General features: G+C 69.1%; 20 protein-coding genes. 14 read left to right on the plus strand and 6 right to left on the minus strand.

Translation table 11 applies throughout. From position 1 onward, the window contains the following. The 3 genes from rutD to rutF are packed head-to-tail and all read left to right on the plus strand — an operon-like array spanning position 1 to position 1,967. Positions 1-807 (plus strand): pyrimidine utilization protein D, encoded by an 807-nt coding sequence (gene rutD, locus ACEOAB_RS26910; RefSeq protein ID WP_413748390.1) that lies wholly within the window; start codon positions 1-3, stop codon positions 805-807. Continuing rightward, entirely contained in the window at positions 804-1,406 is a 603-nt protein-coding gene (locus ACEOAB_RS26915; RefSeq protein WP_413748389.1) for a malonic semialdehyde reductase, read from the plus strand. The genes rutD and ACEOAB_RS26915 overlap by 4 nt, the downstream gene beginning before the upstream one ends. A gap of 12 nt (positions 1,407-1,418) precedes the next feature. Further along, positions 1,419-1,967, plus strand: a complete 549-nt coding sequence (gene rutF / locus ACEOAB_RS26920; RefSeq protein WP_495653222.1) for an NADH-dependent FMN reductase RutF — start codon at positions 1,419-1,421, stop codon at positions 1,965-1,967. Between the two features lie 155 nt (positions 1,968-2,122). Here rutF and rutR read toward each other — a convergent pair whose 3' ends face one another. Then, positions 2,123-2,827, minus strand: coding sequence for an HTH-type transcriptional regulator RutR (rutR, locus tag ACEOAB_RS26925; protein WP_056589289.1), 705 nt, complete (start codon positions 2,825-2,827; stop codon positions 2,123-2,125). 193 nt (positions 2,828-3,020) lie between these two features. Between rutR and ACEOAB_RS26930 the strand changes: the two genes are divergently transcribed. The 7 genes from ACEOAB_RS26930 (at position 3,021) to ACEOAB_RS26960 (ending at position 9,851) form a co-directional block, all read left to right on the plus strand. Next, positions 3,021-4,022, plus strand: coding sequence for an isopenicillin N synthase family dioxygenase (locus tag ACEOAB_RS26930; protein WP_413748388.1), 1,002 nt, complete (start codon positions 3,021-3,023; stop codon positions 4,020-4,022). A gap of 3 nt (positions 4,023-4,025) precedes the next feature. Continuing rightward, positions 4,026-4,412 (plus strand): VOC family protein, encoded by a 387-nt coding sequence (locus ACEOAB_RS26935; protein ID WP_413748387.1) that lies wholly within the window; start codon positions 4,026-4,028, stop codon positions 4,410-4,412. Between the two features lie 67 nt (positions 4,413-4,479). Further along, the gene (locus tag ACEOAB_RS26940) at positions 4,480-5,589 is read left to right on the plus strand and encodes a BMP family ABC transporter substrate-binding protein (protein ID WP_413748386.1); all 1,110 of its coding nucleotides are present in this window, start codon (positions 4,480-4,482) and stop codon (positions 5,587-5,589) included. Positions 5,590-5,607: 18 nt separating this feature from the next. Continuing rightward, positions 5,608-7,134 (plus strand): ABC transporter ATP-binding protein, encoded by a 1,527-nt coding sequence (locus ACEOAB_RS26945; protein ID WP_413748385.1) that lies wholly within the window; start codon positions 5,608-5,610, stop codon positions 7,132-7,134. After that, positions 7,127-8,251: an ABC transporter permease gene (locus ACEOAB_RS26950; protein ID WP_413748384.1), complete on the plus strand. Its 1,125-nt coding sequence runs from the start codon at positions 7,127-7,129 to the stop codon at positions 8,249-8,251. The genes ACEOAB_RS26945 and ACEOAB_RS26950 overlap by 8 nt, the downstream gene beginning before the upstream one ends. After that, positions 8,248-9,180: an ABC transporter permease gene (locus ACEOAB_RS26955; protein WP_413748383.1), complete on the plus strand. Its 933-nt coding sequence runs from the start codon at positions 8,248-8,250 to the stop codon at positions 9,178-9,180. The genes ACEOAB_RS26950 and ACEOAB_RS26955 overlap by 4 nt, the downstream gene beginning before the upstream one ends. After that, positions 9,177-9,851, plus strand: coding sequence for a cysteine hydrolase family protein (locus ACEOAB_RS26960; protein ID WP_413748382.1), 675 nt, complete (start codon positions 9,177-9,179; stop codon positions 9,849-9,851). The genes ACEOAB_RS26955 and ACEOAB_RS26960 overlap by 4 nt, the downstream gene beginning before the upstream one ends. On the opposite strand, the gene ACEOAB_RS26965 is transcribed toward ACEOAB_RS26960, so the two are convergent. Then, positions 9,831-10,607 carry a hypothetical protein gene (locus ACEOAB_RS26965; RefSeq protein ID WP_495653223.1) on the minus strand — a complete coding sequence of 259 codons (777 nt, stop codon included), beginning with the start codon at positions 10,605-10,607 and terminating at the stop codon, positions 9,831-9,833. The genes ACEOAB_RS26960 and ACEOAB_RS26965 overlap by 21 nt on opposite strands. A 46-nt stretch (positions 10,608-10,653) precedes the next feature. Between ACEOAB_RS26965 and ACEOAB_RS26970 the strand changes: the two genes are divergently transcribed. The 3 genes from ACEOAB_RS26970 to ACEOAB_RS26980 all read left to right on the plus strand — a co-directional run bounded on the left by ACEOAB_RS26970 (position 10,654) and on the right by ACEOAB_RS26980 (position 12,778). Continuing rightward, positions 10,654-11,253, plus strand: coding sequence for a LemA family protein (locus tag ACEOAB_RS26970; protein ID WP_007838488.1), 600 nt, complete (start codon positions 10,654-10,656; stop codon positions 11,251-11,253). An 86-nt stretch (positions 11,254-11,339) separates the two neighbouring features. Then, positions 11,340-12,242 (plus strand): TPM domain-containing protein, encoded by a 903-nt coding sequence (locus ACEOAB_RS26975; protein WP_414930039.1) that lies wholly within the window; start codon positions 11,340-11,342, stop codon positions 12,240-12,242. 5 nt (positions 12,243-12,247) lie between these two features. Further along, complete coding sequence (locus ACEOAB_RS26980; RefSeq protein ID WP_495653224.1) at positions 12,248-12,778, plus strand: TPM domain-containing protein; 531 nt, start codon at positions 12,248-12,250, stop codon at positions 12,776-12,778. Positions 12,779-12,895: 117 nt separating this feature from the next. On the opposite strand, the gene pdeM is transcribed toward ACEOAB_RS26980, so the two are convergent. Further along, entirely contained in the window at positions 12,896-13,573 is a 678-nt protein-coding gene (pdeM, locus tag ACEOAB_RS26985) for a ligase-associated DNA damage response endonuclease PdeM (RefSeq protein WP_413751147.1), read from the minus strand. A 77-nt stretch (positions 13,574-13,650) separates the two neighbouring features. Between pdeM and trxC the strand changes: the two genes are divergently transcribed. Further along, positions 13,651-14,100 carry a thioredoxin TrxC gene (gene trxC / locus ACEOAB_RS26990; RefSeq protein WP_413751146.1) on the plus strand — a complete coding sequence of 150 codons (450 nt, stop codon included), beginning with the start codon at positions 13,651-13,653 and terminating at the stop codon, positions 14,098-14,100. Between the two features lie 5 nt (positions 14,101-14,105). Here the strand turns inward: trxC and ACEOAB_RS26995 are convergent, their stop codons facing one another. The 3 genes from ACEOAB_RS26995 to ACEOAB_RS27005 are packed head-to-tail and all read right to left on the minus strand — an operon-like array spanning position 14,106 to position 19,632. Then, positions 14,106-16,856: a ligase-associated DNA damage response DEXH box helicase gene (locus ACEOAB_RS26995; RefSeq protein WP_495653225.1), complete on the minus strand. Its 2,751-nt coding sequence runs from the start codon at positions 16,854-16,856 to the stop codon at positions 14,106-14,108. Next, positions 16,853-18,508 (minus strand): ATP-dependent DNA ligase, encoded by a 1,656-nt coding sequence (locus ACEOAB_RS27000; RefSeq protein WP_413749889.1) that lies wholly within the window; start codon positions 18,506-18,508, stop codon positions 16,853-16,855. Before ACEOAB_RS27000 ends, ACEOAB_RS26995 begins: the two co-directional genes overlap by 4 nt. After that, entirely contained in the window at positions 18,505-19,632 is a 1,128-nt protein-coding gene (locus ACEOAB_RS27005) for a ligase-associated DNA damage response exonuclease (protein ID WP_495653226.1), read from the minus strand. The genes ACEOAB_RS27000 and ACEOAB_RS27005 overlap by 4 nt, the downstream gene beginning before the upstream one ends. Between the last annotated feature and the right edge of the window lie 75 nt (positions 19,633-19,707).

The raw sequence follows: 19,707 nt of genomic DNA on the forward strand, positions 1-19,707 counted from the left end.
ATGCCGTCGCTGCACTACGAAGTGCATGGGCCGGCCGATGCGGCGGCCACCGTGCTGCTGTCGTCCGGCCTCGGTGGCTCGGCGGGCTTCTGGCAGCCGCAGCTCGGCGCACTGGTCGCCGCCGGGCACCGCGTCATCGCATACGACCAGCGCGGTACGGGCAGCAGCCCCGCCGCGCTGCCCGATGCGTATGCCATCGAACACATGGCGCAGGACGTGCTCGACATCCTCGATGCCACGAAGACTTCGCAATGCCACTTCGCGGGCCATGCGATCGGCGGCCTCGTGGGCCTGCAGCTCGCGCTGGATGCGCCCTCGCGCATCGCGAGCCTCGTGCTCATCAATGCATGGTCCCGGCCCAATCCGCATTCGGCGCGCTGCTTCGACGCGCGGCTCGCGCTGCTCGGCGCCTGCGGCCCGCGCGCATACGTGGAAGCGCAACCGATCTTCCTGTACCCCGCTGCCTGGTGCGCCGAACACGCGCAGCGCGTCGCCGACGAAGTCGACCACGCCTTCGCGCATTTCCCCGGCGAAGCCAACATGCGCGCGCGCATCGCCGCGCTGCGGGCCTTCGACATCGACGCGCGCCTCGCCGACATCGCCGCCCCTGCATTGGTCGCCGCAGCCAAGGACGACGCGCTCGTGCCCTGGACCTGCTCGCAGCGCCTGGCCGATGGCCTGCGCGACGTCACGCTCGACTTCATGCCGCACGGCGGCCATGCCCACAGCGTGACCGAGGCCGAAGCCTTCAACCGCAGCCTGCTCGACTTTCTTTCCCGGGTCAGCGCACCCGCCGTTCCCGCATGACCAAAACGCTTTCCACCACACTCGACGACGCCGCGCTGTCGCTGCTCTTCACCGGCGCGCGCAGCCACAACGGCTGGACCGACGAACCGGTCACCGATGCACAGCTGCAGCAGATCTACACGCTCGCAAGCCTCGGCCCGACCTCGGCCAACTGCTCGCCTGCCCGCTTCGTGTTCGTGCGCACGCCTGAAGGCAAGCAGCGCCTCGCACCAGCGCTCTCCAAGGGCAACCTCGACAAGACAATGACCGCACCCGTCACGGTCATCGCCGCGTGGGACCGCAAGTTCTACGACAAGCTGCCCACACTGTTCCCGCATGCCGACGCGCGCAGCTGGTTCACCGGCAGCCCCGAGGCCGCGCACGAGACCGCCTTCCGCAATGCCAGCCTGCAGGCGGGCTACCTGCTGCTCGCCGCGCGCGCGGTCGGCCTCGACGCCGGGCCGATGTCGGGCTTCGACAAGGCGAAGGTCGATGCCGCCTTCTTCGAGGGCACCGACTGGACCACCAACTTCCTCATCAACCTGGGCCACGGCGATGCGTCGAAGGTGTTCGGCCGCCTGGCGCGGCTGCCCTTCGACGAGGCCTGTGTGCTGGCCTGAAAGAGTCACGACATGCTGAACGCCATGGCCTCCCACCCCGCAGCATCGAACCCACCCGGCCTGCCTACGGGCCTGCCGAAGGCCGACTACCGCAATGCGATGGCGCGCCTGGGCGCCGCGGTGAACATCATCACCACAGACGGCCCCGCAGGCCGCGCCGGCTTCACGGACTCGGCCGTGTGCAGCGTGACCGACGAACCGCCGACGCTGCTGGTGTGCCTGAACCGCTCGGCCTCGGTGTATCCGGCGTTCAAGGCCAACGGCGTGCTGTGCGTGAACGTGCTGGCCGCGGGGCACCAGTCGCTCTCCGCGCTGTTCGGCGGCAAGACGCCGATGGACGAACGCTTCGCCGCCGGCAACTGGAGCCACAAGACCACGGGCTCGCCGATGCTCGACAACGCGGCCGTTTCCTTCGACTGCCGCGTGGTGCATTCAACGAGCGCGGGCACGCATGACGTGCTGTTCTGCGAAGCGGTGGCCATCGCCATCGGCGGCGCGGCGCAAGGCTTGATCTACTTCGACCGGCGCTATCACGAGATCGCTGCGCCACCGCAGCACTGACGCTTCTTACCCTTCTGCATTCGCAGGCATTGCCTTTGAATTGCTCCTTCCCCCTTTGGGGGAAGGCTGGGATGGGGGCAGGCAGAGCGCTCGATGGACACGCTGCTTGCCCCCACCCCAACCCTCCCCCAGAGGGGGAGGGAGCAAGGCAAGATTCAGCGGGGCGCAATGCCCTGCAGCACGATGCGCTGAACGTTCTCCACGGTCTGCTCGAAGAACGCCGCATCGTCCAGCGTGTGGCCCGTCAGCGCCTGCACCTGCACGCCGAAGTCCGCGTAGTGCTGCGTCACCGCCCACAGCGCGAAGATCAGGTGATGCGGGTCGACCGGCGCCAGCTTGCCGGCCTCGATCCACGCGCGAATCACTTCCGATTTTTTCTCCACCAGCGTGCGCAGCTCACGGTCAAGTTCGTCGCGCAGCAGCGGCGCGCCCTGGATCATTTCGAGGCAGAACAACCGCGACGCATCGGGCCGGTCGCGCGACACCACCAGCTTGCGGCGGATGTAGCCGCCGATGGCCTCGCCCGGGTCCTGCTCGGCGCTGAAGCCGCGCAGCGGTTCGAGCCACAGCGCCAGCAGGTCGCGCAGCACGTTGACGTAAAGCTCTTCCTTGTTCGCGAAGTAATAGAGCAGGTTGCTCTTCGACACATCGGCGCGCGCCGCCACCTGGTCGATCGACGTGCCGTGCAGGCCGAAGCGCGAGAACAACCCCAGCGCCGCACCAAGGATCGCACTGCGCTTGTCCTCGATCTGGCGCAGCCGGCGATTCACCGCGGACGCGCTGCGCACCGCGGGCTTGGCGCGCTTGCGCACCGGGCTCTCTTTGCTGGCGCTTGCGGCCAGCGCTTTGGTCTTCGGCATCTTCCCTCGCTCTTGTTCATGAATCGGCAAACGGCGCACCACTGTAAGGCCACGGTGCATCGCCTTGCGCCGCAGTTGCCTTCGCGGCGCGAGGTTGCGCACCATGCTGACGCGACGAATGCGTTTTGTCCATTTGGTCCAACTGGCACAGACGTTGCATGGCGAAAGGCATGCCAAGCATGAGGAACCTGCCATGACCCTGCTGTCCGTGCCCATCATCGATCTCGCGCCCTACTTCGCCGGCACCGCCGAGGGCAAGGCGGAGGTCGCAAAGAAAGTCGACGAAGCCTGCCGCAGCATCGGCTTTCTCGTCATCACCAACCACGGCATTTCGCCGGACCTGATCTCCCGCGTGTCATCGCTCTCGCGCAGGTTCTTCGACATGCCGCTGGGCGAGAAGCGCAAGGTCGATCGCCCGCGCGAAGACGCGGTGCGCGGCTACAGCGCGGTGGGCGAGGAAGGCCTTTCCTACAGCCTCGAAGAGGCCGCGCCCGGCGACCTGAAGGAGTCGTTCTCCATCGGTCCCTCGAACGTGCCCGACGACGACTACCACCGCGGCCCCGCGGCCGGCCCGCACTTCGAGCCCAACAGCTGGCCGTCCATCGAAGGCTTCAAGGAATCCTACGAGGGCTACTTCGAGGCGATGAGCGATCTCTCGCGCTCGCTGATGCGTGTCTTCGCGCTCGGCCTCTCGCTGCCCGAGACCTTCTTCGACGACAAGATCGACAGGCACATCAGCATGTTCCGCGTGCTGAGCTATCCGCCGCAGCGCGAACAGCCACTGCCCGGCCAGCTGCGTGCGGGCGCGCACAGCGACTACGGCAGCCTCACCATCGTGCTGCCCGACGACAAGGGCCTGCAGGTGTTCAACAAGGCCGGCCAGTGGGTCGACGTACCGCAGGTCGAAGGCGGCCTGGTGGTCAACATCGCCGACCTCATGATGCAGTGGACCAACGACCAGTGGGTGTCCACGCTGCACCGCGTGATCAACCCGCCCTTCGAGGTGGCGAGCACCAATCGCCGGCAGTCGCTGGTGTTCTTCCATCAGCCCAACTACGACGCGATGGTCGAGTGCCTGCCGAGCTGCCTCGCGCCGGGCGAAGAGGCGAAGTACGCGCCCATCTCCTCGGGCGACCACCTCACATCGAAGTTCGTCAAGCAGACGACCTTCGGCGGCACCAAAGTGACGGCCTGAGGCATGGCCCACCTGTCTTACGTCAACGTCTTCGCGAAGGACGTGGTCGCACTCAGCGGCTTCTACCAGCGCGTGTTCGGCTTCGCCGAGATCGAGGCGATCCGCTCGCCGATCTTCCGCGGGCTGGACACCGGCAAGTCGAGCCTGGGCTTCAACGCGCTCGATGCCTACGAACTGCTGCACCTGAGCGAGTTTTCGGACACGCGCGGTGTCAAGTTCCTGCTGAACATCGACGTCGACAGCCGGGCCGACGTCGACCGCATGGTCCCCGTTGCGCTCGAAGCGGGTGCCACGCTCGTCAAGCCGCCGTACGTCACCTACTACAACTGGTACCAGTCGGTGTTGCTGGACCCCGAGGGCAATGTGTTCCGCATCAACTTCATGATGTGACGCGCACTGCTCGTTCCGATTTTCTCGTCCCTCCCTTTCTTCAAAGCCCCTCACCAAAGGTAGTTCCATGCAGCAGCTGCGCACCCTCACTCCCGGCCTGGGCCTCGCGATGACCATCGCGGCCGGCGGCGCGTTCTTCACCACGCTGCCCGCCGCGGCCGCCGATGGCTTCACGCTGAAGGACAAGCCGAAGATCGCGATGCTCTACTTCGGCCCGAAGAACGATGGCGGCTGGACACAGGCCTTCGACGAGGCCCGCGTGAAGATCGAGAAGGAGATCGGCCAGAAGATCCAGTTCGTGGAGAACGTGCCCGAGGATGCATCGGCCATCAAGCCCGCGGCGGAGAAGTTCATCCAGCGCGGCGCCAACATCGTGATCGGCACGGCCTTCGGCTACTCCGACAGCTTCAAGGACCTGGCGGCCAAATACCCCGACGTGGCCTTCCTCAACGGCTCGGGCACCACCAACGGCAGCAACCTCGAATCGTTCTACGGCCGCACTTACGAGAGCCAGTATCTCTGCGGCATGGCGGCCGGCGCGGCGTCGAAGACCGGCAAGCTCGGCTTCGTCGCGGCCAATCCCTTCGGCGTGGTGAACTGGACCATCAACGCCTTCGCGCTCGGCGCGCAGAAGATGAACCCGAACGCCACCGTCAACGTGATCTACACCGGCGCCTGGAACGACCCGGTGAAGGAGCGCGCCGCCGCCGCCGCGCTGATCGACCAGGGCGCCGACGTGATCGGCCAGCACGTCGACAGCCCCACGCCGCAGATCGTCGCGCAGGAACGCGGCGTGTACGGCACCGGCCACCACCGCGACCTGCGCCAGTTCGCGCCCAAGGCCACGCTGTGCTCGTCGGTGTGGGTGTGGGACCGCTTCCTGACGCCCGAACTGAAGAAAGTGATGGCGGGTGGATGGAAGCCTGCGCAATACGGCGCCTTCATCGAGATGAAGGACGGCGGCACCGACATTGCGGGTTTCGGCCCTGCGGTGCCCAAGGACAAGGCCGCGCTCATCACCGCCGAGCGCGACGCGATCATGAAGGGCAAGCAGGTCTACGCCGGCCCGCTCGCCGACCGCGACGGCAAGGAGCGCGTGGCCAAGGGCGCGGTGCTGTCCGATGCGGACCTGTGGAAGATGGACTGGTTCGTCAAGGGCGTGGTCACGCAGAAGTAAGCCGGAGCCACGCACCTCATGCCCAACGCGCTCGAACTTACCGGCATACGCAAGTCCTTCGACGGCTTCGCGGCGCTGACCGAAGCCCACGTCTCCGCGCGCTGGGGCGAGGTGCATGCACTGCTGGGCGAGAACGGCGCGGGCAAGTCCTCGCTGATGAACATCGCGGCCGGGCTCTATGCGCCCGAGGCCGGGCAACTGCTGGTGGACGACAACGCGGTGCGCTTCGCCGGGCCACGCGATGCGGCGAAGCACCGCATCGGCATGGTCCATCAGCATTTCAAGCTGGTGCGGCCGTTCACGGTGGCGCAGAACATCCTGCTCACTGCGCCGCCGCCAGCCGAGTTTCAGAGCCACGGCGAGCGGCTGCGCGAGATCGAACGCGACATCCGCAACAAGGCGTCCGAGCTGGGCTTCGACATCGATCCGTCGAAGCGCATCGATGCGCTGTCGATTGCCGAACAACAGCGCGTCGAGATCCTCAAGGTGCTGCTCGCGGGCGCACGCATCCTGATCCTCGACGAGCCCACGGCCGTGCTGACCGACCAGGAGGCCTCGCGCCTGCTGCAGACGGTACAAGGGCTGGCGCGCGCCGGGGCGGCCGTGGTGCTGGTCACGCACAAGATGGCCGACGTGAAGACATACGCCAACCGCGTGACGGTGATGCGCGGCGGGCGCACGGTGGCCACGCTGCGGCCCGACGAAGCCTCTGTTGCCGATCTGGTGAAGCTCACGGTGGGTGAGTCGATTGCAACGCAAGGCTTCCAGGCCTCGGCCACATCGCGTGGCCCCGTGCGCTTGTCCGTGCGCGGACTGCGCACGCCGGCCTCACCCGAAGGCCGGCGCGTGCTCGACGGCGTGGATCTCGAACTGCACGCCGGTGAAATCTACGGCCTCGCCGGTGTCGGCGGCAACGGACAAGGCGAGCTGGCGGGCGCGATCATGGGCCTGCCGGGCGAAGCCACCGAAGGCGAGATCCGGCTCGAAGGCCATGGCGACCTGAAGACCATGGCCGCATCCGCGCGCCGGGGCATTGGCATTGCCGCCATTCCGGCCGACCGCTACGGGCTTGCGCTCGCGGGCGGCCTTTCCGTCGCCGAGAACTACGCCATCGGCCGTGTGCACACCGGCCGCTACGGCCCCGTGTGGCGCCTGCGCCGCGGCCGCATCCAGAGCGACACGCAGGAAGCCGTGCGCGCCTTCGACGTGCAGGGTGTGCGCTCGGTCGCGCAGAAGGCCGCACTGCTGTCGGGCGGCAATGCGCAGAAGCTCGTGCTGGCGCGCGAGTTCGGCAAGTCGCCCACGCTGGTGCTCGCGCACAGCCCGAGCCGCGGGCTCGATGTGCGCGCCAGCGCCGAGGTGCATGCGCGGCTGCGCGCCGCGCGCGACAGCGGCGCCGCCGTGCTGCTGATCAGCGAAGACCTCGACGAGGTGCTGCAGCTGGCCGATCGCGTGGGCGTGATGACGCGCGGTCGCATCGCCGGCGAATTCGCGCAGCCCGCCGACCGGCAAGCCATCGGGCAGGCGATGGTGGACCATGGCTGAAGCGGCGTTGGCAGCCGACGTGGCACACCCTCCCAAGACCCCACCGCTCGCCGGCCGCCGCTACGCGCTCGAAATCCGCCAGCACATGGCCTGGCGCTGGCAGGCGCTGATCCTCGCGGCTGCCCTGCTCGTGGGCTTCGCCATCTCCGCCGCGATCCTCGTGGCGGCGGGCGTACCAGCCGACGAACTCGCCAACGAGTTCGTCATGCAGACCTTCTTCGACGGCCAGAACTTCCGCGCCGTGCTGTTCCAGGCCGCGCCGATGATCCTCGTCGGCCTCGCGGGCTCCATCGCCTTCCGCGCGCGCTTCTGGAACCTCGGGCTCGAAGGCCAGATGATCTGGGGCGCCATCGGCGCGACCACCGTCTCGATGTGGCAGATCGGCCCCGAAAACCTGCGCCTGCCGCTGATGTTCGCGGCTGCCATCGGCTGCGGCCTGCTGTGGGTGCTGGGGCCTTCGTGGCTCAAGCTGAAGCTCGGCGTGAACGAGATCATCTCGACGCTGATGCTCAACTACATGGCGGCCAACTTCCTGCTGCATCTGGTCTATGGCAGCTGGAAGGACCCGAAGGACAACTTCCCCTACTCGCCGCAGTTCCGCGCCTTCGAGCGCCTGCCCGAGCTGGGCGCCGGCGTGGGCAGCTCGATCCTGCTCGCGGGCGTGGTCGCGCTGCTGGCGTGGTGGCTGGTGAGCGTGAGCCGCGTGGGGCTGTATCTGCGCTTCGTCGATGCGAACCCGCGCGTGGCGCATGCCAACGGCGTACCGGTGCGGCGCACGATTTATGGCGCGGTGCTGCTGTCGGGCGCGATGGCCGGGCTCGCGGGCTTCGCAGTGGTCGCGGGGCAGGAAGGGCGGCTCACGCAGGCCTTCTATCAAGGCTACGGCTTCTCGGGCATCCTGATCGCCTTTCTCGCGCGCAACAACCCGCTTGCGGCCACGGTGGTGGCGCTGCTGGTGGCGGCGCTGTTCGTCACCGGCCGCAGCCTGCAGGTGTTCTACCAGGTGCCGTTCTCCATGGTGCAACTGATCCAGGCGGTCATCGTGGTGTGCGTGGCGTCGAGCGACTTCTTCATTCGCCACCGGCTGCGCCGGGTGGGCGGGGAGGCCGCAGCATGAGCGGCAGCATCGTTCTCAACTGGCTCGCGAGCACGCCGGACTTCGCCGTGCCGTACGCGCTGGCCGCACTGGGCCTGATCATCAGCGAGCGCGCGGGCGTGCTCTCGCTCGGCGCCGAAGGGCTGATGCTGGTCGGCGCGCTGGCCGGCATCGGCGCGCAGATCGCCATCGGGCAGCCGGCGGTGTCGCTGGTGCTCGCGATGCTGGCGGCCAGCATGGTGTCGGTGCTGTTCGCGGTGATGGTGATCTGGTTGCGCGTGAACCAGGTGATTGCCGGGCTGGCGCTGGTGTTCTTCTGCCAGGGGCTCACGGCGTTGGTGGGCTCGATGGCCGACTGGACCAACCACGCGACCGAAGGCATCGGCGCAATGGGCCTGTGGCCGCTGTCGATGCTGCCGGGCGTGGGCAGGCTCTTCGAGCAGAACGCGATGGTGTGGCTCACGCTGCCGATCTTCGGCGCGGTGGCGTGGTTCTTCACGCGCACCTCCACCGGCCTGCGGCTGCGTGCGGTCGGCGAGAACCCGCAGGCAGCGGACGCGGCCGGCATTCGAGTGACGGCATGGCGCTTCGCAGCCGTGCTCGCAGGCTCGGCCCTCGTGGGGCTGGCGGGCGCGTACATCTCGGTGGTCAGCACCAAGCTGTGGATCGCGGGCATGACGGGTGGGCGCGGCTGGATCGCGGTGGGCCTGGTGATCTTCGCGCGCTGGTCGCCGTGGAAGGCGCTGGCGGGCGCCGTGCTGTTCGGCTGCATCGAAGCGCTGATTCCCCAGCTGGCCGCGGCCGGCGTGCAACTGCCTCAGTACTTCGTGATGATGACGCCGTATGCGGTGACGCTCGGCGTGATGGTGTGGGTCGCTCTCTCGCGGCGCGGCGCCGATGAAGAGCCCGGTGCGCTGGGCCAACCCTATGTGAGAGAAGAACGGCGATGAAGGCCTGGGTCTACAACGAAGAGCGCGAACTCGACGCGGCGCAGTTCGCCGACTACCTGAACCCCGCGACCACGGCAGTCGTCTCCATCGACATGCACCGCGGCCACCTCGACGACAGCCCCGACTGCCCCTGCCCCGCGCCACGGGCGCGCGACGTGGTGGCGCCCATCGACAGCTTTCATGACGAGGTGCGCGCGCTGGGCGTGCGCATCGTGCACATCAAGTCGGTGCTGCGCCCCGATGGCGTGGACGACATCCACGGCATTCCGTCAGCGTGGCGGCGCACCTTTCCGCTGCACGTGGGCGAGATTCCGAACGCCGACGCGCATGCCATCGAAGGCTCGAAGTGGACCGAGTGGGTCACGCGCGTCGAGCCCGGCGACATGCGCGTGGACAGCAAGCGCCGGCTGTCGGCGTTCTACCCGACCGACCTCGACTTTCTGCTGCGCAACCAGCGCATCGAGACGGTGGTGCTCAACGGCGGCTTCACTGACTGCTGCGTGCTCAACACGGCCTTCGACGCCAACAACCACAACTACCGCGTGATCGTTCTGCGCGACCTCGTGCGCGGCACCGACCCGCATCTGGAAGGCGCGGCGCTGGCGATGGTGTCGCTGCACCTCGGGCTGGTGGTCGATTCGGCGCAGCTGCTACGCCAATGGCGCGGCTGAAGCAGCAGGACTGAGCCAGCGCTCGGCCACCGCCAGCATGTCGCCCTGCGCGGCCCGCCACACCATCTCGGGCGCGGCCACGTGCACGCCCGGCGGCGCGATGCGCAGCGCCACGTCGACCAGCTCCGCCACCTTCGACGCGCGCACCGGCTGCTCGCTGCTCGGCACCATGAAGCGCACGACGGACAGCATCCATGCGGCCAGCCGCTCGAGGGGATTGGCGAACTTCGCGTTCGCCGGCTTGCGCGCCGAGCGCAGGAGGATCACGCGCTCGAAGCCGCAGGCCACCACCGCCTGCTCGTCGAGGCTCGCGAGCCCGCGCTTGAGCGCCCCGGGCAGCCGGCCCTGGTCGTGCGGCTGCACGATGGCCAGCGTCTGCACGCCGCTGGCGCGCAGCCAGCGCGCCAGCGCGGGCAGGTCTGAGGGCTCGGGCACCCACAGCGCGCGCTCGCGGTCGTGGTACAGCCGCGGCGGGTCGAAGGCGACGATGGCCGTGTGGGCAGAGGTGAGCGGCCATTGCGCGATCGGCTCGGCCGGGCTCAGGTAGGTCTCGACGCCGCGCAGCCCGTCGCGGATCGGCTCGCGCGCCAGCACGCGCGCGTGGGCATGGCGGTGGCTGCCCGCGAGCCGCCGCAGCAGTTCCGCCCCCAACGCGCCGGTCGCACCGGCGACCAGCAGCGTGCCGAAGGCGTCGGAAGCAACGGGCAATACCGCACGGTTGGCGGCCTGCAGGGCATGGAGGGGATCGAGGGACATCGAGCCACCTATGCTACCTTCCGCATCTTCTGCGGAGGTAATGCAAATGATGATGAAGCGCTGGCTATTGATCCTTGCGGCTGTCGTGTCCCTGAGCGGCTGCGGCTACAACCAGTTCCAGTCCCTCGACGAGGCCAGCAAGTCGGCCTGGAGCGAGGTCCTCAACCAGTACCAGCGGCGCGCCGACCTCGTGCCCAACATCGTGGCCACCGTGAAGGGCGAGGCCAGCTTCGAACAGGACACGCTCACCAAGGTGATCGAGGCACGCGCCAAGGCCACCTCGATCCAGGTCTCGCCCGAGACGCTCAACAACCCCGAGGCCTTCAACAAGTTCCAGCAGGCGCAGGGCGAGCTCTCGTCGGCGCTGTCGCGGCTGATGGTGGTGGCGGAGCGCTACCCCGAGCTCAAGGCCAACCAGGCCTTCCGCGACCTGCGCGTGACGCTCGAAGGCACCGAGAACCGCATCACCGTGGCGCGCAACCGCTACATCGAGAGCGTGCAGGAGTACAACGTGCTCGCACGCAGCTTCCCGACCAACATCACGGCCAAGATCTTCAGCTACGCGCCGAAGCCGAACTTCTCGGTGCAGAACGAGGCGCAGATTTCCACGCCGCCGACGGTCGACTTCAGCACGCCGAAAAAGTAACTCCCCCAGTCTTCGTGCACTTCGTGTCACTGCGCCTCCCCCCTCGCCGGGGGCAACACCGGCGGCCCGGCAAAGCCGGTTCCGCGGTGTTTCTGGAATGGGGCGCGCGCCTTCTGGCGGCACTCATGCTGCTGACGATGGGCGGCGCATTCGCGCAAGGCCTGCTGCCGGTGCCCGCGCTCACGGCGCGGGTGATCGACCAGACCGGCACGCTCGATGCCGCGCAGCGCAACGGCCTCGACACCAAGCTCGCGGCCTTCGAGCAGCGCAAGGGCTCGCAGATCGTGGTGCTGATGGTGCCGACCACCGCGCCCGAGGACATCGCCAGCTACACGCAGCGCGTGGGCGACGCCTGGAAGATCGGCCGCAAGGACGTCGGCGACGGCCTGCTGGTGGTCGTGGCCAAGGACGACCGCAAGATGCGCATCGCCACGGCCAAGGCGCTAGAAGGCGCGGTGCCCGACCTTGCGGCCGTGCGCATCATCGACGAGGAGATGAAGCCGCGCTTTCGCGGCAACGACTTCGCGGGCGGGCTGAACGCGGCGGTGGACCGGCTCATCGGGCTGGTCGACGGCGAGCCGCTGCCCGAACCCACGCGCGACACGGGCAGCCACGGCGGCGGAGGCGGCGGTGGCTTCGACTGGGAGAACCTCGCGATCTTCCTGTTCGTCGGCGTCTTCATCGGCGCGCCGATCGCGCGCGCCATCCTCGGCAAGAAGCTGGGCACGGTGGTCGTGGGGGGCGGCGTCGGCGTGGTCGTGTTCCTCATCACCACCAGCATCGTCATCGCGGTGATCGCGGCGCTTGTCGCGCTCATCGTCTCGCTGGTCGCAGGTGCCGGGCGGATGGGCGGCGGCGGTGGGGGCGGCTGGAGTTCCGGTGGCGGTGGAGGCTGGAGCAGCGGCGGTGGCGGCGGAGGCGGAGGCGGAGGTTTCAGCTCCGGCGGCGGCGGCAATTTCGGCGGCGGCGGTGCGTCGGGGGACTGGTGAACACGATGGCGGCAACCGACGCAACCTTCTTCTCGAAGCTCGGCCGCATCTGGCGCCACCGCTGGATCGACGAGTCCGAGGTTCGCCGCGCGCTGCCCGCGGCCGCGCTGGAGCGCCTCACGGGCCGCGTCGCCGCGAGCGAGCGGCGCCACAGCGGCGAGATCCGCATCTGCGTCGAGGCCGGCCTGCCGATGTCGTACCTGTGGCGCCATGCACCGCCGCGCGAGCGCGCCGTCACGCTGTTCGGCAAGCTGCGCGTGTGGGACACCGCGCACAACAACGGCGTGCTGATCTACCTGCTGCTGGCCGAGCACGCGATCGAGATCGTGGCGGACCGCGGCATCAATGCGCGCGTCGACGATGCCGAATGGGCCGCGATGGCGCAGCGCATGGGCGCCGCCTTTCGCGAAGGGCGCTTCGAGGACGGGATCACGCAGGCGCTGGAAGAAATCTCGGCCCTGCTGGTGCAGCACTTTCCGCTGGGCGAGAACGAAATCGACGTGAACGAACTGCCGGACGAGCCCGTCGTGCTCTGACTTTCTCTTTCTCCCTCCCCCGCTGGGGGAGGGTTGGGGTGGGGGCACGCGGCGCCCGCACTTGGCGCCCTGCCTGCCCCCATCCCGGCCTTCCCCCAGAGGGGGAAGGAGCCAAACTCAGTCCAAGGCGGGGAGCGCCCACACGGCTGAACCGCCCACCGCATGAAAGCGCCGCCCCGGCGCCTGCTCCATCAACCACCCGCCCGTGAACTCGCCGAAAGCCGGCAGCACCGCCTGCTGCGCATCGCTCACGAAACACGGCAGCCGCACGCTGTCGCGCCCCGGGCCGTGGAGCCTGCAAACGGGGTGCAGATGCCCCGCGAGCACGAAGTGCGTGGCGTGCGCCTGCGGATGGTGGCAGCAGGCGAACGGCCCGAGCAGAAAAGGTTCGTCGACCACGTCGATGCCGAGCGCGTCCGACGGATCGCCCGCACGGCTGTCGTGATTGCCGCGCACCAGCGTCATCGCGACGCCGGCATGGCGCGCCCTCCAGGCCTCCACCGTGGCGAGCACCGTGCGCGCCTGCGCCGCATGCAGGAAGTCGCCGAGGAACACGATGCGATGCGGGGTTAGCCTGGCCATCAACGCGTCGAGCCGCGCAAGGTTTTCCTGCGTCGTGCCGCCCGGCACCGGCTGGCCGAGCGCGCGGTAGGTCGCGGCCTTGCCCAGATGCAGGTCGGCCACGAACAGCACACGCGCATCGGGCCACCACAGCGCCCGCTCGGGCAAAAGCTGCAGCAGCTCGCCCGCCCAGCGGACCGGGAACGGCGATGGGAAAGAATCGGAATGGCTCACGGGCTGGAAGTGTCGCAAAAGACGCAGGTCCCCGCGGCCGCCTTGCAATCGGCCCTGGCCGTCCCCAGTTCCGGCATATGACCGAATCGCCCCCGCTGCACATCGTCTGTCCGCACTGCCATACGACCAACCGCGTGCGCGCGGCGCAGCTGGACAGCGCGCCCGACTGCGGCAGTTGCCACCGCCCGCTGTTCGCCGGCCATTCCACCGCGCTGCCGGACGAAGCCACTTTCGATCGCCACATCGCGCGCAACGAGATCCCGGTGCTGGTCGACTTCTGGGCGCCCTGGTGCGGCCCCTGCCGCCAGATGGCGCCGGGCTACGAACAGGCCGCGGCCCAGCTGGAACCGCGGGTGCGGCTCGCCAAGGTCGACACCGAGGCCTTGCCTGCCCTGGGTGCGCGCTTCAACATCCGCAGCATTCCGACGCTGGCGCTCTTCAAGGGCGGCCGCGAGGTGGCGCGGCAGGCCGGCGCGATGGGCGCGGCGGACATCGTGCGCTGGGTGAAGGCGCACGGCGCAGGCTGACCGGCTCACAGCGGCGGCAACGGGCGTGACGGCCTGCGCCGGTCGCGCCGCTGCCCAACGGGCTTCGGCGGCTTGCCCGGCCCTTCCTGGCCGAAGGCCAGCGTGCCCTTCACGCGCTCGACGCCGCCGGCCGTGACCACGCCGCCCGCGGCCTTTTCCAGCTGCTCGACCATGCGCGCGATGCGGTCGGCCACGTTCTCGTTCGACAGCTTCTCGCGGAACAGCTCGACCATCAGCGGAAACGAAAACGGCGTCGGCCGCGCAAGGGGCTTCAGCACGAGCTGCTGCGTGGCCATGCGCGCGAGGCTGGCGCGCAGGCGGCCGATCTCGAGCTCCTGCGCGAGCAGCTCCTGCTCGGCCTGCTGCAGCAGCCTGTTGCCGGGGTCGTACTTGCGGAACACCTCCCAGAACAGCGAGGACGAGGCCTGCAGCTGCTTGCTGCTGCGCTTCTCGCCCGGGTAGCCCTGGAAGATCAGGCCCGACACGCGCGCGATCTCGCGGAAGCGCCGCTGCGCGAGTTCGCCCGCGTTGAGCGAGGCCAGCACCTCGTGCAGCAGCGCCTCGGGCGCGTCGCCTTCCGGCGGCCTCAGCACCTGCGGCAGCAGCGCAACCCAATCGACCTCGGTCGCGCTCAGCAGCTCGAAACCGTAGTCGTTGACCGCGATGGAAAAGGTGCGCGCCTCGTGCTGCGCGACACGCCAGGCCAGCAGGCTCGCCAGCCCGAGATGCACATGCCGGCCCGCGAACGGATAGAGGAACAGGTGCGAGCCTTCGCGCGTGTCCAGTGTCTCGGCCAGCAGCGTCTGCGGCGTCGGCAGCGCCGACCACTGCTGCTGTGTCTCGAGCAGCGGCCGCACGCATTGCAGCTCGGGCGAGTCGTAGCGCCCCTCGCCGGCCAGCGCCAGCTGCTGCACCACCGCGTCGGCCAGCGTGTTCGACAGCGGCATGCGCCCGCCGTTCCAGCGCGGCACCGCGGGCCGCTTGCCGCTCGCGCGCCGCACCCAGGCGGTCATGTCGTGGATGCGTACGAGCTCGAGCAGCCGGCCGCCGAACAGGAAGCAGTCGCCGGGCTTCATGCGCGCGACGAAACTCTCTTCGACGCTGCCGATCTTCGAGCCGCCGAGGTACTGCACCGACATGCTCGCATCGCTCACGATGGTGCCGATGTTCGTGCGATGCCGCCGCGCGAGCCGCGCGTCGGGCACGCGCCAGACACCCTCGGCGTCGGGCACGGCGCGCCTGTAGTCCGGGTAGGCCGCGAGCGAGGGGCCGCCTTGCGAAACGAAGTCGAGGCACCACTGCCAGCTCTCGCGCGAGAGGCCTTCGTAGGCGGCCGTGTCGCGCACCTCTTCGTACAGATCGTCGGGCATGAAGCCGCCGCCGAGTGCCACCGTCACCAGGTGCTGCACCAGCACGTCGAGCGGCTGGTCAGGCGAATGGCGCGCCTCGATATGCCCCGCCGCGATGGCCGCGCGCGCGGCCGAGCCTTCGACCATCTCGACGCTGTGCGTGGGCACGAGCGTGATGCGCGACGGCCGCCCCGGCGCATGGCCCGAACGGCCCGCGCGCTGCAGCAGCCGCGCCACGCCCTTGGGCGAACCGATCTGCAGCACGCGCTCGACCGGCAGGAAGTCGACGCCCAGGTCCAGGCTCGAGGTACAGACCACCGCCTTCAGCTCGCCGCTCTTGAGGCCCAGCTCGACCCATTCGCGCACCTCGCGGTCGAGCGAGCCGTGGTGCAGCGCAATGAGGCCGGCCCACTCGGGCTTCGCCTCCAGCATGGCCTGGTACCAGATCTCGGCCTGCGAGCGCGTGTTGGTGAAGACCAGCGCGGTCTTGCTCGCGGCAATCTCCGCGATCACCTGGGGCAGCATCGTGAGCCCGAGGTGGCCGCCCCAGGGAAAGCGCTCGGCGGTGCCGGGCAGCAGCGAATCGATGACGAGCTTCTTCGGCACCTGGCCCTGCACGAGCACGCCGTCCGCATGGCCCAGCAGCGAATGCATCGCCTCGTGCAGGTTGCCCAGCGTGGCCGACATGCCCCAGATCGCGAGGCCGGGGTTCCAGCGCTTGAGCCGTGCCAGCGCGAGCTGCACCTGCACGCCGCGCTTGTTGCCGAGCAGCTCGTGCCATTCATCGACGACGGCCATCCGCACATGGCCGAGCACTTCACTCGCATCGGCGCGCGAGAGCAGCAGCGACAGACTTTCAGGCGTGGTGACGAGCACGGTGGGCAGGCGCTGGTTCTGCGCGCTGCGTTCGGCCGACGAGGTGTCGCCGCTGCGTGCGCCCGCGCTCCACGGATGCACATCGGCGCCGAGGGCTTCGAGCGGCTGCTGCAGGGCACGCAGCGTGTCGGCCGCGAGCGCGCGCATCGGGGTGAGCCACAGCACGGTGAGCGGCGGGGCGGCGGGGCGTGCCGTTTCCTTGCGCGCCTGAGAGAAAGCCTGCAGCGCACCGAGCCATACGGCGTAGGTCTTGCCCGCGCCGGTGGTCGCGTGAAGCAGGCCGGACCTGCCTTCGCCGATGGCCTTCCACACCTCGCGCTGGAACTTGAAAGGCTTCCACCCGCGCGCCGCGAACCACGCGTCGAGCGCAGGCTTCACGGACTTGGATTTGCTCCTTCCCCCTCTGGGGGAAGGCTGGGATGGGGGCAAGCGGCCTTCGACAGGCCGCTGGCTCCGGATACGCCGCTTGCCCCCACCCCTGCCCTCCCCCAAAGGGGGAGGGAGAAATTCGGGATCCATTGGGTCGGTCATGAGGGAAGCAACGCAGCGAGCGTCTGCAAGGTGTCTGCTTCCGCTACGGGCTTGTCCTCCCGCCAGCGCAGCATGCGCGGAAAGCGCACCGCGATGCCGCTCTTGTGCCGCGTGCTGCGCGCGATGCCCTCGAAGCCCAGCTCGAACACCAGCGTCGGCTTCACGCTCTTCACCGGGCCGAAGCTTTCCACCGTGGTCTTGCGGATGATCGTGTCCACGCGCGCCATCTCGGCGTCGGTGAGGCCCGAGTAGGCCTTGGCGAAGGGCACGAGCTTGCGGTCGGCTTGCCCGGGCGGGCCGTCCCACACCGCGAAGGTGTAGTCGCTGAAGAGGCTCGCGCGCCGGCCGTGGCCGCGCTGTGCGTAGATCAGCACCGCGTCGACGCTGAGCGGGTCGATCTTCCACTTCCACCACACGCCAACGTCCTTGGTGCGACCCACGCCGTACTGTGCATCGCGGCGCTTGAGCATCATGCCTTCGACGCCCATGGTGCGCGCGGCCTCGCGCTGCCTTGCGAGATCGGGCCAGCCGGTGCCGGTGAGCATCGGGCTCGGCAGCAGCGAAGGATGCTGCATCCGCGTGATCAGCTCGTCGAGCAACACGCGGCGCTCCGACTGCGGCAGCGCACGCAGGTCGCGCCCTTCCCATTCGAGCAGGTCATAGGCCAGCAGCACCACGGGAATGTCGCGCAGCAACTTGGCGCCGAGCGTCTTGCGGCCGATGCGCTTCTGCAGCTCGGCGAAGGGCTGTACCTTGTCTTCGCGCCACACGGCGATTTCGCCGTCGAGCACCGTGCCGTCGGGCAAGGCCTCGCCCAGCACGGCAAGCTCGGGGAAGCGCTCCGTCACCAGCTCTTCGCCGCGCGACCACAGCCAGACGGCGCCCGCGCGCTTCACGAGCTGCGCGCGGATGCCGTCCCACTTCCACTCGACGATCCAGCCGGACGGCGGCCCCAGCACGGCATCGAACTGCTCGAGCGGAATGTTGAACGGATGCGCGAGGAAGAAGGGGTACGGCTGGCCGCTGGTCTTCTGCACCTGCTCGGCGCTCGACTCGGGTGCGATGAGCGTGCGGTAGTCGTCGCCCCGGGGCCGTGCCCCGATGTGCGTGTAGCCCATGAGCCGCTGCGCGACGCGCTTGGCATCGATGCCGCCGACCGCAGCGAGCGCCTGCGTCACCTGCAGCTTCGACACGCCCACGCGGAATGCACCCGTGATGAGCTTGAAGTACACCAGCCGCTCTTCGGCCGCGAGCTGGCGCCACTGCGCGCGCAGCCGGTCGGCGAGCTGCTCGGGTGCCGTCTTGGCGGCGTCGCGCAATGGCAGCAGATGCTGCTCGACCCAACCCGCGAGACCGACGTCGTGCACCTCACTCGGCGGCGGCAACAGCAGCGCGATGGTCTCGGCGAGGTCGCCCACGGCGTCGTAGCTTTCGTCGAACAGCCATTCGGGCAGGCCCGCCGCCTCCTGTGCGAGCAGGCGCAGCAGCTTGGTAGGCACGAGCTGGCGCGGCTTGCCGCCGGCCAGGAAGTAAACCGCCCATGCAGCATCGGCCGCGTCGGCCTCGCGCAGGTAGCGCTGCAGCGCGGCCTGCTTGGCGAGGCTAGACGTGCTCGCGTCGAGCTCGCGGTACAGCGCGGCAAACGCTCTCACGGTATTTCTCCTTCCCCCTTTGGGGGAAGGTTGGAATGGGGGCTCTCGGCGCCTCCATCGAGCGCCACGAGCCCCCTCCCCAGCCCTCCCCCGGAAGGGGAGGGAGTTTCCTGATCGTCTTCGTCGCCGTACTCGGTCTTGAAGCCCTGCGCATCGAGGCCGTTCTCCGAGAGCCACCGCACCATCACCTGCACGCTGCCGTGCGTGACGAACACGCGCTCTGCGCCGGTGCCGGCAATCGCCTGCTGCAGGCCGGGCCAGTCGGCATGGTCGGACATCACGAAGCCGCGGTCCACGCCTCTTCGGCGGCGCGTGCCGCGCAGTTGCATCCACCCGCTGGCGAACGCATCGGCATAGTTGCCGAAGCGGCGCATCCACGGCGAGCCCTGCGCCGATGGCGGTGCGAGCACCAGCGAACGCTTCAGCAATGCGGCGTCGACGCCCTCATCGTCCGCACGCAAGGTGGGCGGCAAAGAGACGCCCGCCGCCCGGTACACCGCGTTGAGCGGCTCGACCGCACCGTGCACCACGATCGGCCCGATCGAGGCGTCCACGCCATGCAGGATGCGCTGCGCCTTGCCGAAGGCATAGCAGAACAGCACCGACGCGCGCCCGGCCTGCGCATTGGCGCGCCACCACGCGTCGATCTCCGCGAACAGCACGGCCTGCGTGGGCCAGCGGTAGATCGGCAGGCCGAAGGTCGACTCGGTGATAAAGGTGTCGCAAGGCACGGGCTCGAAGGGCGCGCAGGTGCCGTCGGGCTCGGTCTTGTAGTCGCCCGAGGCCACCCACACGCGGCCGCCGTGTTCGAGCCGCACCTGGGCCGAGCCCAGCACGTGGCCGGCCGGATGCAGCGAGACGCGCACGCCACGGTGCTCGACGGCCTCGCCGTAGGCCAGCGTCTGCAGGTCGATGTCGCTGCCAAGGCGCGCGCGCAGCGTGCCGGCGCTGTCGGTGTGGGCCAGGTAGTGCGCGTGTCCGGCGCGCGCATGGTCCGAATGCGCATGCGTGATGACGGCGCGCGCCACCGGCCGCCACGGGTCGATGTAGAAGTCGCCGGGTGGGCAATAGAGGCCCTCGGGCCGGGCGACGACGAGGAGGTCTTCTTCCTGCTGTGCGGGCATGGCACGCCATCGTAGGCGCAGCGGCGGTTTCCCGCCGCGCCACGGCGGGCGCAAAGCGCTGTGGGCCGGCGCCTA

Source organism: Variovorax sp. Varisp53 (assembly GCF_059491555.1).